Annotated in this window: 16 protein-coding genes; 10 read left to right on the top strand and 6 right to left on the bottom strand. The window is 69.9% G+C overall.

Annotated features, from left to right (window positions below):
- Positions 1–43 precede the first annotated feature (43 nt).
- Positions 44–454, bottom strand: a complete 411-nt coding sequence (locus NV348_RS09090) for a VOC family protein (RefSeq protein WP_447146637.1) — start codon at positions 452–454, stop codon at positions 44–46.
- 4 nt (positions 455–458) lie between these two features.
- Complete coding sequence (locus tag NV348_RS09085; RefSeq protein ID WP_447146636.1) at positions 459–1301, bottom strand: AraC family transcriptional regulator; 843 nt, start codon at positions 1299–1301, stop codon at positions 459–461.
- A gap of 311 nt (positions 1302–1612) precedes the next feature.
- On the opposite strand from NV348_RS09085, the gene NV348_RS09080 reads away from it, so the two are divergent.
- Positions 1613–2524: a quinone oxidoreductase family protein gene (locus tag NV348_RS09080; RefSeq protein ID WP_447146635.1), complete on the top strand. Its 912-nt coding sequence runs from the start codon at positions 1613–1615 to the stop codon at positions 2522–2524.
- Positions 2525–2604: 80 nt separating this feature from the next.
- The gene (ychF, locus tag NV348_RS09075) at positions 2605–3684 is read left to right on the top strand and encodes a redox-regulated ATPase YchF (protein WP_447146634.1); all 1080 of its coding nucleotides are present in this window, start codon (positions 2605–2607) and stop codon (positions 3682–3684) included.
- 70 nt (positions 3685–3754) lie between these two features.
- On the opposite strand, the gene NV348_RS09070 is transcribed toward ychF, so the two are convergent.
- Together NV348_RS09070 and NV348_RS09065 are read right to left on the bottom strand one after the other, a co-directional pair.
- Positions 3755–4411, bottom strand: a complete 657-nt coding sequence (locus NV348_RS09070) for a response regulator (protein ID WP_447146633.1) — start codon at positions 4409–4411, stop codon at positions 3755–3757.
- On the bottom strand, positions 4408–5547 hold the full coding sequence (locus tag NV348_RS09065) for a sensor histidine kinase (protein ID WP_447146632.1): 1140 nt from the start codon (positions 5545–5547) through the stop codon (positions 4408–4410). The genes NV348_RS09070 and NV348_RS09065 overlap by 4 nt, the downstream gene beginning before the upstream one ends.
- 160 nt (positions 5548–5707) lie before the next feature.
- Between NV348_RS09065 and NV348_RS09060 the strand changes: the two genes are divergently transcribed.
- The 4 genes from NV348_RS09060 (at position 5708) to NV348_RS09045 (ending at position 9654) form a co-directional block, all read left to right on the top strand.
- The gene (locus NV348_RS09060; RefSeq protein WP_447146631.1) at positions 5708–6205 is read left to right on the top strand and encodes a DUF6326 family protein; all 498 of its coding nucleotides are present in this window, start codon (positions 5708–5710) and stop codon (positions 6203–6205) included.
- Between the two features lie 90 nt (positions 6206–6295).
- Positions 6296–6661 (top strand): BlaI/MecI/CopY family transcriptional regulator, encoded by a 366-nt coding sequence (locus tag NV348_RS09055; protein WP_447146630.1) that lies wholly within the window; start codon positions 6296–6298, stop codon positions 6659–6661.
- Complete coding sequence (locus NV348_RS09050) at positions 6658–7608, top strand: M56 family metallopeptidase (RefSeq protein WP_447146629.1); 951 nt, start codon at positions 6658–6660, stop codon at positions 7606–7608. The genes NV348_RS09055 and NV348_RS09050 overlap by 4 nt, the downstream gene beginning before the upstream one ends.
- A gap of 132 nt (positions 7609–7740) precedes the next feature.
- Entirely contained in the window at positions 7741–9654 is a 1914-nt protein-coding gene (locus NV348_RS09045; RefSeq protein ID WP_447146628.1) for a peptidase, read from the top strand.
- Between the two features lie 8 nt (positions 9655–9662).
- Here the strand turns inward: NV348_RS09045 and NV348_RS09040 are convergent, their stop codons facing one another.
- On the bottom strand, positions 9663–10241 hold the full coding sequence (locus NV348_RS09040; RefSeq protein ID WP_447146627.1) for a TetR/AcrR family transcriptional regulator: 579 nt from the start codon (positions 10239–10241) through the stop codon (positions 9663–9665).
- A 44-nt stretch (positions 10242–10285) separates the two neighbouring features.
- Here NV348_RS09040 and NV348_RS09035 point away from each other — a divergent pair, with 44 nt between their 5' ends.
- The 3 genes from NV348_RS09035 to NV348_RS09025 all read left to right on the top strand — a co-directional run bounded on the left by NV348_RS09035 (position 10286) and on the right by NV348_RS09025 (position 12395).
- Positions 10286–11140, top strand: a complete 855-nt coding sequence (locus NV348_RS09035) for a phytanoyl-CoA dioxygenase family protein (RefSeq protein WP_447146626.1) — start codon at positions 10286–10288, stop codon at positions 11138–11140.
- A 125-nt stretch (positions 11141–11265) separates the two neighbouring features.
- On the top strand, positions 11266–12216 hold the full coding sequence (locus tag NV348_RS09030; protein WP_447146625.1) for an alpha/beta fold hydrolase: 951 nt from the start codon (positions 11266–11268) through the stop codon (positions 12214–12216).
- A gap of 23 nt (positions 12217–12239) precedes the next feature.
- On the top strand, positions 12240–12395 hold the full coding sequence (locus NV348_RS09025) for an AraC family transcriptional regulator (protein ID WP_447146624.1): 156 nt from the start codon (positions 12240–12242) through the stop codon (positions 12393–12395).
- On the opposite strand, the gene NV348_RS09020 is transcribed toward NV348_RS09025, so the two are convergent.
- A complete protein-coding gene (locus tag NV348_RS09020) occupies positions 12378–12989 on the bottom strand; it encodes a class I SAM-dependent methyltransferase (RefSeq protein WP_447146623.1) in 612 nt (203 codons plus the stop codon). The two genes, NV348_RS09025 and NV348_RS09020, sit on opposite strands and share 18 nt — an antisense overlap.
- Positions 12990–13108: 119 nt before the next feature.
- Between NV348_RS09020 and NV348_RS09015 the strand changes: the two genes are divergently transcribed.
- Complete coding sequence (locus NV348_RS09015; protein ID WP_447146622.1) at positions 13109–14038, top strand: DoxX family protein; 930 nt, start codon at positions 13109–13111, stop codon at positions 14036–14038.
- Positions 14039–14260: the final 222 nt, after the last annotated feature.

Below are 14260 nucleotides of genomic sequence, written 5' to 3'. Positions count from 1 at the left end.
GATCACACACGGTCGCGGCGAAGATGAAATTTTGTTCAGCCGGTCATTCGCCGCGGTAGGTGCCGAAGCTCCAGAGGTTGCCTTCGGGGTCGGCGACGCTGAATCCACGCGAGCCGTAGTCCTCGTCGCGCAGGTCGCGGATGAGGCGCGCGCCGGCCGTGGTGGCCCGCGCGTGCAGTGCGTCGGGTTCGTCGGTGACCAGGTAGAGCGAGGCGACGCCGGCCGGGCGGGTGCCGAAGGGGCTGTCGTTGCGACCGGTGGAGCCGAACATGATGCCGCCGCCACCCGGCCAGCGCAGTTCGCCGTGTTCGACGACCGACGCGTCGTCTTCTCTGGCGTAGACGGCGACCTCTTCGAAACCGAAGGCGGTGGTGAGGAATTCGATCATGGCGCGAGCGTCGTCGAAGGCGAGGCAGGGCCAGACCGTGGTCTGGGTATTGGTTGAAGTGTCCATGGGTTCAGCCTCCCGCCGCGGGGGCGTTCGGGTCTTGGACGGATGGAATCTCCTCGGCCAGCCAGGTCGTCGGGGCGCAGCCGGCGAGCTCGGCGAAGTCGCGGTTCAGGTGGGCCTGGTCGTAGTAGCCGCAGGCGGCGGCGACCTGGGCGATGGAGACATACGACGGCGTGTTCGCCAGCATCCGGCGCGCCCGCTCGAACCGGATGATCCGCGCGGCCAGCTTCGGGCTCGTGCCGAACTCGGCGGTGAACTTGCGGGTCAGATGCTGCCTGCTCCAGCCGATCCGCTGTGCCAGCGGCGTGATCTCGCAGGTGCCGCCGGTACCGACGAGCGTGCGCCAGGCCCAGGACAGTTCGGGTCCGGCCAGGGTTTCGGTGCGCGCGGCCGCGGTCAGTGCCCGGTCGCAGGCGGCGAAGCGGCCGGGCCAATCCGGATGCGACTGCACGGCATCGGCGAGCTGGTCACCCAGCGGGCCACTGGCGTCGGCGCATTCGATCGAGACATCCCACAGCTCGCTCGCCGGCATGCCGAACAGGACCCGGCTGCCCAGCGGGGTCAGCTCGATCGCGATGCCCTCCTGGAAGCCGGTGTGCGCGATCATCGCCGGGCTCGCCTGCAGGCCACTCAGGACACAGCGGTAGCTGCCGGGCGTCTGGTGCGGATCGGTGTGCTCGACCACGTCGATCGTCGGGCCGATGGCGACGATGAAGGTCATGTGCCGGGAGGGCAGACCGCGGTGCAGGCCGGGCTCGAACCCCGCGAGCCGGTAGCCGAGGTAGCGGTCGATGAAGGCCGCCAGGATCGGCGCGGGGGCCGCGGTCACCACCTCCGTGGTCGACTCCATACGGTCACGCTACGCCGGGAGCGGTGGCGGCGGCCAGGGCCATGAGCACGCCTGAACTCGGGCGACGACCAGTCGCACTCGAGACTTCGCGTCGTCGGCCCGCCGACCGTTTCGCGCCTGCCGGCGGCGATGGGCGCGCGGGTGTGGCGTGGCCCACGCGTCCCTCGTTCCGCCGCAGGGTAACCATCCTGTGAAGGTGCTCTCCGTGCCCTGTGCGCGGCGGTGAGATTTAGCACTCACAGGTCCGTGAGCTGTGGTTACGCGCACTCAGCCGGTTACCGTTGCGCCTTCGCTCAAACTCAGGAGGTGTCATGCGGCGAGTTCGGTACGAGCGCAGCGGTGGTCCGGAGGTGCTCGAGGTCGTCGCGGCCGAGGTGCCGGTGGCCGGTCCCGGTGAACTGCTGGTCAAGGTCGAGGCCATCGGGGTCACCCTGTCGGCGATCCGGCGGATCAGTGGTCCGCAGGAGTTGCGGGCCGAGGTGGCCGGTGAGGTCGTCGCGGTCGGTGACGGGGTGGACGGATACGCGGAAGGTTACCGAGTCGTCGGCCTGTGCGCCGACGCCTACGCCGAGTACGTCGTGCTGCCCGTCGACCAGGCCTCGGCCATCCCCGACGGCGCGTCCGCGGTCGACGCCGTCGCGTTGATGCGCAGCGGTCTGGTCGCGCTCGGCGCGCTCGACACCGCGGCCCCGCGCGAGGGGGAGACCGCCCTGATCACCGCCGCCGCCGGTGGTGTGGGCCACCTCGCCGTGCAACTGGCCCGCGTCCGCGGCGCGGGCTGGGTCGTCGCGGCGGTGTCCGACGAGGCCAAGGCCGATTTCGTGCGTGGTCTCGGTGCCGACGAGGTCGTCATCTACGACCGGCTGCAGGCCGCCAAGCAGGCCGATCTCGCGCTCGACGGTGTCGGCGGCACCGGCCTGAGTGCCGCGCTCGGTGCGCTCGCCGAAGGTGGCCGGGTCGTCACTTACGGCACCGGCGGCGGACTCATCGACACCGAGGACCTGCTGGCCGGCGGCAAGACGCTGTCCGGCTTCCGGATCGGCCGCCTCGCCCAGCGCGACCCGGCCCGCTACGAGGACCTGCGCCAAGAGGTCTGGCAGTTCTACGCCTCCGGCTTGCTGCATCCGGTCGTGCACGCCGAGTTCGCCCTCGACGAGGCCGCCGCCGCGCACGCCGTCATCGAGCGGCGCGCCAACCTGGGCAAGGTCGTCCTGGTTCCGTGATCACCGTCGGCCCGTCCCGCCTGTGCGGGGCGGGTTCCGGTGGTTCGGCGACAGGTCGCACCGCGTAGACTCTGCTCCTCGTGAGCCTCACCCTCGGAATCGTCGGCCTGCCCAACGTCGGAAAGTCGACGCTGTTCAACGCGCTGACCAAGAACGACGTGCTGGCCGCGAACTACCCGTTCGCGACCATCGAGCCCAACGTCGGCGTGGTCCCGCTGCCGGACCCGCGCCTGGACAAGCTGGCCGAGATCTTCGGTTCCGAGAAGACCGTGCCCGCCGTGGTGTCCTTCGTCGACATCGCGGGCATCGTGAAGGGCGCCTCCGAGGGCGCGGGCCTGGGCAACAAGTTCCTGGCCAACATCCGCGAGGCCGACGCCATCTGCCAGGTGGTGCGCGTGTTCGCCGACGACGACGTGGTGCACGTCGACGGTCGCGTCGACCCCACCGCCGACATCGAGGTCATCGAGACCGAGCTGATCCTGGCCGACCTGCAGACCCTCGAGAAGGCCATCCCGCGCCTCGAGAAGGAAGCCAAGGTCAAGAAGGACCGCAAGCCGCTGCTCGACGCCGCCAAGGTCGCCCAGGAGTTCCTCAATGAGGGCACCACCCTGTTCGCGGCGGGCAAGAAGGTCGACGGCGAACTGCTGCGCGAACTCTCGCTGCTCACCATCAAGCCGTTCCTCTACGTCTTCAATGCCGACGAATCGGTGCTGACCGACGAGGCCAAGGTCGCCGAGCTCAAGGCCGCCGTCGCCCCCGCCGACGCCGTCTTCCTCGACGCCAAAGTCGAGGCCGAACTCCTCGAACTCGACGACGAGTCCGCCCTCGAACTCCTCGAGTCCATCGGCCAGACCGAGCCCGGCCTGCACGCCCTGGCCCGCGCCGGCTTCCACACCCTCGGACTGCAGACCTACCTCACCGCAGGCCCCAAGGAAGCTCGAGCCTGGACCATCCACCAGGGCGACACGGCCCCCAAGGCCGCCGGTGTCATCCACACCGATTTCGAGCGCGGTTTCATCAAGGCCGAACTCGTCGCCTTCGCCGACCTCGTCGACGCGGGATCGATGGCGGCAGCCAAGGCCGCGGGCAAGGTCCGCATGGAAGGCAAGGACTACGTCATGACCGACGGCGACGTCGTCGAATTCCGCTTCAACGTGTAATCCATTGCGCCTGGTGTCATCCGCACCGATTTCGAGCCCGGTCCCTCATCGGCGGTGACCGAGTGGTGCACTAGTCGGCTCGCACGCGTCTGGTGTCGTATGCCCACATCGCGATCTCGACGCGGTTGCGGGCGCCGAGCTTGGTCATCAACGATGCGACGTGGGTCTTGACCGTGCTCAGGCCGACGAAGAGCTCGGTGGCGATCTCGGCATTGGTCCGGCCCCGTGCCACCAGCGCGAGCACCTCCTCCTCGCGCTCGGTGAGCGGGTCGATGGGCTGGACCGGTACCACCGGCGCCTGGTCGGCGAAGGTCGCCAGCAGCCGGCGGGTGACGTTGGGGGCGATCAGCGCGTCTCCGTCGGCCGCCGCGTGGATGGCCTGCACGAGGAGCTCCGGCCCGGCGTCTTTGAGCAGGAAGCCGCGGGCACCGGCGCGTAGGGCGCCGAGGACGTACTCATCGAGGTCGAAGGTGGTGATCACGACGACCGCCATCGGGCCCGCTACGCCTGGCCCGGCCAGGCGCCGCGTCACCTCGATGCCGTCGAGCCCGGGCATGCGGATGTCGACGAGGAGGACATCGGGACGCAGCCGGGTTGCCAGGTCGAGCGCTGTGAGCCCGTCTGCTGCCTCCCCCACGACCTCGAGGTCGGGTTGCGCGCCGAGGATCATCACCAGCCCGGTCCGGACCAAGTCCTGGTCGTCGGCTACGACGACACGGATGGTCATGCCAGCGCCTCCACCGGCAGCACTGCCTCGACCACCCAGCCACCCTCGGGCCCCGGCCCCGCGGAGAGCGATCCGCCGAGGAGCTGGGCGCGTTCGGCCATGCCCAGGAGGCCGAACCCAGGCTCCGGGACCGACCCCGGCTCGGTCCGTCCATCGTCGGTGACACGCAGCCTGACGGTGTCGCCCTCCCGGCGTACGTCGATCCCGACGCGGGTCGCGCTCCGGGCGTGCCGGACGGCGTTGGTCAGCGACTCCTGCGCGAGCCGGTAGAGCGCGGCGTCAATGGGTCGTGCCAGCTGGGATAACGAACCGTCCAGCGAGACGTCGACGGTGGGCGTCGCGTCGGCGCGCGCCAGAGCAGGCAGGTCCGTGACACCCAGCTGCGGTGAGTAGGTGACGGCTTCGTCCTCACGCAGTACCCGCACCATGGATCTCATCTCTGCCAGGGTTCGCGACGCTTCGGACTCTATCGCGGCCAGGACCTCGGCAGCCTTCTCCGGCTGGATGCCGGCGACCACGCGACCGGCCTGCGCCTGCACCGCGATGGCCGAGACGTGGTGGGCCACGGTGTCGTGCAGCTCGCGGGCCAGCGCCACCCGCTCCTGATTGCGGATCTCGCGCTGTTGACGATGCCAGAGGTCCGCGCGGTAGCGGAACACCGCCGCGAGGGCGACGAGCAACAACAAGAGGACGCTGCCGCCGAAAACGTCGGCCCAGCCCGCGGCGGAGGCGTACATCCCCAGCGCGACGACGACTGTCACGAACGCCGTCCCCAAGACCATCTCGCGTCCCGAGCCCCACCGCACCAGGGAGTAGAGCAGGATCAGGACGGCCATCATGGAGTAGAGGCCGAGGTCCCCGGCGTGCGCGGTCAGCTGGAGGACCGAGAGCAGCCCGGCGACGCCCCACCCGACGAGGACGGCCATCAGGGGGCGGGCCCGCCGCCAGAGCAGGGCAGGTATCAGCGCCAGGGCGAGTACCGCCACCAGGGGTCGCCAGGCCGAGCCCGGCGCAACGATGCCCTCGACCAAGGCGGCGGCCGCGAACATGCCCACCAGCAGCCAGTCGAGACGACCGATGGGTGGGGCGTCAGCAGGCCGCGGCTCGTGCCAGAGGGAGCGCCGGACAGTGACCACAGCTCGAGTTTAGGGATCGGCGCGCCCTCGGCGTACCCGCCGAAAGTACGAGAGCGCGATCATGCCATCGGCCAGGTGAACTCCAGCCTCCGGGCCGGTGTGCCCGCCGCCGGGCTCAGCGATCGTGGACCTATCGATCCGCACCAGAACGGAGCCCATGATGAGAACACGTCAATCCACCACCACACTGGAAGACCAGCCGATGCCGGTGCGAGCCAAGCTCGCCGCGGCGTGGACGAGCTTCATGTTCCTGTACGCCTACGTGGACATTCTCAACTTCTTCACGCCCGGCACCATCGAAGACATCCTCGACGGCAGGGTCTTCGAATTCGACCTCTCCCAGACCTTTTCGACCACGGCGCTGACCCTCATGGCCATCCCGATCTTCATGGTCGTGCTGTCGATGACGCTGCCCGCCAGGGTGAACCGCATCGCGAACCTCATCGTGGCTTCGCTCTACGTCCCCGTCACGGTATTCAATGTGGTGGGCGCGTCCTGGCTGTACTTCTACGGCCTTGGCATCGTCTTGGAGGTGATCCTTCTCGCGCTCATCCTGCGGTACGCCTGGACCTGGCCCCGCACCGCACCTTCGGCGACCATGGCGACCGGCCCGGACCGTGAAACCGTTCGCGGCGAGCGCTTCGGCTCCTCGGTGTGATGTCGGCCCGGAAAACTATGTCGCATAGTAAATTGGGCGGCCGGCAGCTGTCGTGGTGACGTCGCCGGGAGGTGACCGAACGGGGGAGCGATGCAGGGGCTCGGGGCGCTCGAGAGTCAGGTGATGGCGGTGCTGTGGGAGGACTCGGGCGCGCTGTCGGTGCATGATCTGGTCGATCGGCTGGACGACGGGCGGCGGACCCCCGCGTACACCACGGTGCTGACGGTGGTGACGCATCTGTGGGAGAAGAACTGGGTGCAGCGGGAGAAGGTCGGTCGGTCCTACCGATACCGGCCGACCCGGACTCGGGCCGAAGCGACCACGGATCTGCTGCGCGAGATCCTCGATGCCAGTCCGGATTCCCCCGCGGTGCTGCTGCACCTGGCGCGCACCGCCAGCGCGCGTGAGGTCGACGCGCTGCGCCGGGGGCTCTCCGACGATGCGCACGGCCCATGATTCTCATCACCGCGCTGCTGGCCGCGGGTATCGCGCTGGCAGTGCTCGCGCCGTCGGTGCTGTCCAGGGCCGATTTCACCGCCGCCCCGGTGGTCGGGATGGCCGCGTGGCTCGGCGCGGTCGCCGCCACGGTCGGGTGTGGCGTGCTGGCGTTGATCGCGCTGGCGTGGCCGGGTGATCCGCCGGGAAATGTGCTGGCGGGCAGGCTGGTCGAGAACGTGGCCGCGGTCGAGCCGGTCGTCGTCACCTGGGTGGCGGGGCTGATCATGCCGGTCGCGGTGATCGGTGCGGTCGTGCCGACCGGGCAGCTGGCGCGGATCGCCGTCGGGCACCGGGGACGCGGTGCCGCGCTGCGTCGCAGGCACCGGGAACTGGTCGAGATCGTGGGCCGCGTCGATGCCGCGGGCACCAAACTGGTGCGGCTCGAGCATCCGGTTCCGCTGGCCTACAGCGTCGCCGGACGTGGTGGCTATGTGGTGGTCACCGACGGGCTGGAACGCTGTCTCACCGAGGCGCAGTGGCGCGCTGTCCTCGCGCACGAACACGCGCATCTGCGCTGGTTCCATCACCACATCCTCGGTGTCTGTCAGGTTCTCGCCCAAGCCTTTTCGTGGATTCCGCTGTTCGCCGCCGCACCGGCCGCGGTGACCACCCTGGTCGAATTCGCCGCCGACCGCGCGGCCGCGGCCTCGACCGACCCGCAGGCGCTGCACGCCGCGCTGCACGCCGTCGCCGCGCACGGGTCGGCCACGCCGGCGGCTCGGCTGGCCTTGATCGACGAGTCGCTGGCCATGCGTCTGGAATGTCTGTCGGCGGCGCCGGAGTCGCGCTCGGCCGCGCGCCGCACGGCCGCGACGATGCTTGTCGGGACGATGTTGCTCGCGCCTGCCGCCGCGGTCGTCGCGGTGGGGCTGAGCGCGGCGATGGTGTGCTTGATCGCGGTCTGAGAACCGCCACAAAAAACTATGCTCCATAGTATTTTGACGGGAGGTCATTGTGAAACATCTCTAGTTCAGAAATGAGAAGCCTTGCGTTCCAACCTCCCCCACACGGGTCGAGCGCGTTCGACATCCCTGCCGGTGCTCGCCGTAGCCGTGCTGGCCGCGGGGCTCACCGGGCCGGGGTCGGGGTCGGCCGTCGCCGAGCCCGCCGCCGAACAGACGCGCTATTCGCTGGTGAACGGCTGCTATCGGATCGACACTCCGGCCGGGCCGCTGGTTCCGGCGGCGGGCCCGTACCGGATGCGCGCGTCGGCGCTCGGCGAATATCTCCTCTATGGGCGACATCGCGAGGTGCTCGCGGTCTCGGACGGCGTGATCGGTCCCGCCGAGACCCCGTCGGCCGCCGCCGTATGGACGGTGGTCGGCTCCGGCGCGGGCGGATTCGTCCTCACCAACAGCGCGACCGGGACCAGCACGCCCGCCACCTTCGTCACGGACAGCGGTTGCGCGGATTTCCCCGAGGCGCAGACCGGCGCCGAAGGCACGCCGGGGCCCAGCGTCGGCGCCGACGGCTCGATCGTGGGCACCATCGACGCGCACGCGCACATCACCGCCTACGAGTTCATGGGCGGCAACTTCCACTGCGGTCGCCCCTGGCATCCCTACGGGGTGACCTACGCGTTGCCGGATTGCGCGCAATATCGCACCGGCACCAACGGTGTGGTCGCCGACTTCCTCGACTACGGCGAACCGTTCCACGGCTCCGATACCCGTGGCTGGCCCAGCTTCCGCGACTGGCCGAAACCCTCGGTGCTCACCGCCGAAGGCGCATACTGGACCAGCATCGAGCGCTCGTGGAAGGCCGGCCTGCGGGTGATGACGGTCGACCTGGTGGACAACGAATCGCTGTGCGCGATGCTGACCGACCGCCGAAACCCCTGCGACGACATGGCTTCCGTGCGCATCCAGGCCGACAGCCTGCGCGCGTTGCAGGACTACATCGATGCCCAGTCGGGCGGTCCGGGGCAGGGCTTCTTCCGGATCGTCACCGAGCCGGCCGAAGCGCGCCGGGTCGCCGCGTCCGGCAAGCTCGCCGTGGTCCTCGGCATGGAGTTGTCCGACCCCATGGGATGCGGTGTGTTCCTCGGGCAACCCGAATGCACCCGGGCCGACGTGGACCGCTGGCTGACCGAACTCCGGCGCATCGGTGTCAGCAGCTTCTTCCCCGTCCACAAATTCGACAACGCCTTCGGCGGCACGAAAATGGACCACGATGTCACCGGCCTGCTGGTGAACGCGGGCAACTTCATGCAGACCGGCACGTTCTGGAATGTCCAGCCGTGCCCCGGCCCCGAGCACGACAGCACTCAGCTTTCGGTGCCCATCGCGGGTCACCTCAATCAGTTCCTCGCCAACCTCACCGGACCACTGCTCGGCGGCGCACCGCTGCCGCTGTATCCGGCGGGCTCGCACTGCAACGCACGCGGACTCACCGATCTGGGCGCGTACCTGATCGACAAGATGATCGACCACGGCTTTCTCATCGAAGTCGATCACCTGAGCGAGGCCACGGCCGACGAGGTCATGAGCATCATCGAAAAGCGCGGCTACCCGGGCGTGCTGTCCTCACACGGCTGGGACTCGGCCAAGACCACCGCGCGTGTCTATGCCGCGGGTGGTTTCGCGACGCCCTATGCGGGCGGCCCGGCGAGTTTCGTGCAGGCCTGGCGCGAGGCACGGGTATTGCCCCGGCCCGCAGGCGATTTCGGCTTCGGTTTCGGCTCCGACATGAACGGGATCGCCGGGCAGGGTGCGGCGCCCGGCCCCGACACCGTTCGCTACCCCTTCGTCTCGCACGACGGTCGGGTGACCTTCCAGCGGGAACGCTGGGGCGATCGAACCTTCGACATCAACACCGACGGCACCGCGACCTACGGAACCTACGCCGACTGGCTCGAAGCGGTCCGGGTCCTCGGTGGTCCCGAGATCATGACCGACGTCTTCCACGGCGCGGAGGTGTACCTGCGGCTCTGGGATCAGGTCCGGCGATAACGGGCCGCTCAGGCGATGCCGAGGGTCGACGCGGTCAGGTGCCAGAGGCGGTCGGTCGCTTGCTGCCTGCCGGCGGGGGGCGTCGACTTCAGCTGCTGGGCGATGCCGTGGCGGAGCCCGCCGATGACGTAGGCGCCCGCGCTGGCGGGGTCGAGGTCGGCGGGCAGCTGGCCGATGGCCTGGCCGTGGCGGATGTTGTCGGCGGCCATGGCGCTCATGGTTTCGATGTGGACGGCTTCCAGTTCGGCCAGGTCGGGGTCGAGGGCGGCGCGGGTGAGGAGGATGGGGGCCAGCGGGTCGGCGTAGTGGTAGGCGACGAACAGGTGGGTGCGTTCGCGTTCGCGGGTGGCCCAATCGGCGTCGGCGGGCAGGTGGGCGTCGGCGATGGCGTGGCGCAGGCCGTCGTAGAAGCCGTCGTAGATCGCGGCGAGCAGGCCGCTCTTGGAGCCGAAATGGTGGTAGAGCGCGCCGGTGCTCAGCTTCGCCCTGCGGGTGAGCGCGCTCAGCTCCAGCACGCCGTTGCCGCGGACCAGTTCCTCGCGCGCGGCGGTGAGAAGTTGTTGACGTCCGATCGGGGCCCGTGCCATATTCGAAACATAACAGAACTCAGTTATGTTCAAGGGAGTGGCCCATGACCGGCGAAGTTTCCTCGTTGACGGACCTGGGTGGCGACCTGGCCGGCACGTATCGCAGGACCGTCAGCAGCGGGGCGGCGGTCGATCCGGCCGTCGCCGAGGCGGACCTGGCCGCGGTACTGCGCGACGGGTACGTCATCCTGCCGGACCTGCTCACGCCGGACCAGCTCGACGAGATCCGCGCCTCGGTGGCGCCGCTGCTGGATCGGCACGGGCGCAACCAGTTCGAGGGCCACACCACCCAGCGGGTGTACAGCGTGCTGAACAAGACGGCGAGCTGTGACCGCATCGCCGACCACCCGCGAGTCCTCGCCCTGCTCGACCGGCTGTTCCAGCCGAACTACCTGCTGTCCATGCTGCAGGTGATCAATATCCTGCCCGGCGAGCAGGCGCAGATGCTGCACACCGACGACGGCTTCTACCCGCTGCCGCGCCCGCGCGCCGCGCTCGGCGCGGCCACGATCTGGGCCATCGACGACTTCACCGCCGAGAACGGCGCCACCGACATCATCCCGGGCAGTCATATCTGGGACGATCGGCTGCCGAACGAAGCCGACCGCGAGCCCGTGGTGATGAGCGCGGGGTCGTGCGTGTTCTTCCCCGGAACGCTCTGGCACGGCGGCGGCGCGAACCGGTCCGATCGGCCGCGCCTGGCCGTCACCGCGCAGTACTGCGAGCCGTGGTTGCGGCCGCAGGAAGCGTTCACCCTGTCGACCACCCGTGACACCGTGCGCCGGGTCTCGGAGGACATCCGGCGCATGCTCGGCTACAGCATTCACCCGCCGTTCGTCGGCCAGGTCGACGGCATGCACCCGAAGCGGCTGCTCGAGCCGGGAGCCATGCCGCTGTAGCCGGGCGCACCAAGGTGGGGTTCCGCGCACCCTCGGGGGTTCGGCGCCAGCACTCGGGGCCCTGATGGCGGGGGCGGATTCGGCGCAGAGTTGAACCTGTCACCGTCAGCTATCCGGAGGTTCCGATGTCGATCAGCATCACCGCACACGCGGAGCGTCGGGTCACGGTCACGACCGGTGACGGCGTCGAGCTGGCGGTTCGCGAATACGGCCGCCGCCGCGCGGACCTCACCGTGGTCCTCATCCACGGGCACTGCCTGCGCACCGAGTCGTGGACCGATATGCGCGACGCCCTGCTGCGCGAGAACCCCGGCGCGCGGGTCGTCTGCTACGACCACCGCGGCCACGGCGACTCGGCGACGGCGCCGCGACAGACCTACCACCTCGAACAGCTCGGCAGCGACCTGCGCGATGTGCTCGACGCCGTCGCGCCGACCGGGCCGGTCGTGCTGGTCGGCCACTCGATGGGCGGGATGACCGTGCTGACCTACGCCGCCCGGTACCCCGAGGAGATCGGCACCCGCATCGTCGGCGTCGGGCTCGTCGCGACCGCGGCGAGCGGGCTCGCCGACGCGGGCTTCGGGCGGCTGCTGCGCAACCCGATCATCTCCGTCTTCCAAGCCGCGGTCCGGCGCGCGCCCCGGCTGATGCAGCAGGCGAAGGTGCTGGCCTGCAAGGTCTTCGCGCCGGTCGTGCGGACCGCCGAGTTCGGTGATCGCAAGGTCAGCGCGCAGGTGCTGGCGCTGGCCGAGGCGATGCACAACGCGACGTCGATCGTCACGATGGCGACCTTCCTGAGTGCCTTCAAGTCCTTCGACCGCACCGACGCGCTGCCCGTGCTGTCGCAGATCCCCACCCTGGTGCTGTGCGGCTCGGCCGATCTGATGACGCCGCCGTCGCATTCGGTCGCCATGGCCGCCGCCGTCGACTACGCGGATTTCGTGATGATCGACGGTGCCGGGCACTCGGTGATTCTCGAGCAGCCGGCGCTGGTCGCCGCGGCCGTCGCGCGACTGGTCGCGCGGGCGCGCGCGACCGAACGGGTCGAGGTCGCCGCTCTGGCGCTCGCGGCCTGATTCGGGTCGATCGGGCGCGGTCGGTGGTCAGGATCGCCGAGACCGGCGGGTTCTCCTCGGCGCGGCAGTTCTACCGTGTCTTCCAGCTCGAGACCGGCATGACGCCGGGGCAGTTCCGCGTGGTCAGGGCGACCTCGGTGTGGGTGCCCGCCCAGCCCGGACTACCGCTGGGCGCGTGAGCAGGCCAGGGCGGCATGCGGGCGGACATCGCCCTCGGCCGGGCGCTGCTGCCGTTCCAGTTCGGTGAAGCCGGCCGCGCGGAGCACCTCGGCCAGCTCGTCGACCGGCCAGCGATAGGCCGCGGTCACCTTGTGCGGGAACATCTCGACCTGCTCGGCGCTGTCGAAGAAGCCGATCACCAGGCGCCCGCCCGGTACGAGTACCCGGGCGAATTCGGCCAGGATCCCGGGGAGTTCGGCCGGGGTGAAGTGGATCAGGGAGTACCACGCGAGCAGGCCGCCGACCGAGGCGGCGGGCGCGTCGAGGGTGCGCAGGGAGCCGTCGCGGAACGGCACGTCGGGGTAGCGCGAGCGCGCGTGGGCGATGAACTCGGGGACCAGGTCGATACCGGTGACGGTGCTGCCCGCCGCGTGCAGGGTCTGGGTGAAGTGGCCGGGGCCGCACCCCAGATCGAGGACCGGGCCGGCGGCGTCGGCGAGATGGCGCAGGGCCAGGTCGGCGTCGTCGGGATGCAGGTCGGCGGGGCTGCCGAACAGGTCGATGTACAGCTCGTGGATCGCGGCGTAGGCCGTGCGGACGGTGGTGTCGGACACGGCGTCGACGGTAGCGCGGGTGTGATCGGATCGTTGTGTAGATCGTTTGTGGTGTGGGGTCGCGGGTAGTCGAATGGTGAGGAGCCGTTCTCCCCAGTCGTAGACGAAGGGATCTGACGATGCCGATCAAGCCCGTTCGCCGCGTTGCCCGCACACTGCTGGCGGCCACATTCGTCGCCGGTGGCGTCAACGCCCTGCTTCATTCGAAACCGCGTGCCGCGGCGGCGACCGCGCTCGCCGACCAGAGCCGGGCGAATCTGCCCGATTCGCTGGCCGCGCGGATCCCCGACGACCCGGGCCGCCTGGTCAAGGTCAATGCCGTGGCACAGATCGCGGGCGGTGTGCTGCTGGCCAGCGGCCGCGCGCCGCGACCGGCCGCGCTGGTGCTGGCTGCGACCGTGGTGCCGGGCACGGTCACCGAGCAGGACTTCTGGGCCGAATCGGATCCGGATCGCCGGGCCGCCAAGCGGGCGGGGTTCCTGAAGGATCTCGGGTTGCTCGGCGGATTGCTGATCACCGCGTCCGATACCGCGGGCAAGCCGTCGCTGGGCTGGCGCGCCAGGCAGGCGCTGGCGCGCCGGGAACCGCGCGTGGCGGCCGAGAGCGCGGCCATCGTCGATGCGGCCAAGGTCCGTGGCGCGCACTTCGCCGAGGTCGCCAACGAGCAGGGCGCACATCTGGCCGAGATCGCCCGCGACCGCGGCCCGCAGCTCGCCGAAGCGGCCCGGGAGCGTGGTGCGCAGCTGGCCGAGGTCGCCAAGGATCGTGGGCCGGAGTTGGCCGAGACCGCGCGGGAGCGTGGTGCGCAGCTGGCCGAGGTCGCCAAGGATCGTGGGCCGGAGTTGGCCGAAGCGGCGCGGGAGCGTGGTGCGCAGCTGGCCGAGGTCGCCAGGGAACGCGGGCCGGTGCTGGCGGAGGCCGCCAGGGAGCGGGGCGCGCATCTGCTCGATGTCGCCTGGACGCGTGGAGCGCAGGCGGCCGACATCGTGCGTGATCGCGCGGAGCGATTCGAGGAGGCTGCGCGGGAACGCCGGAACGCAGCCCACTGACACTCGGACCGCGCAGGGGCTGATCGAACCGACGCTCGACCGATGTCTCCTCGACGGCGCCTGCCCCGAGATCCGTGGTCTGTCAACGGTGCTCGGCCCGGCGGACAATGAACACGGGTCGGGCTGTATCGCCGAAAAATGCCCGCCGGGAACCGAGCAAAGTGGTCAATCCACGCGAATCGGGTTTGGCGGGTGGATTCGGCGTGAATACTGCATGTTCGC

Source organism: Nocardia fodinahabitans, assembly GCF_052983615.1.
The sequence above is the reverse complement of the archived record's forward strand: the minus strand, read 5'-3'. Positions and strand labels throughout refer to the sequence as shown.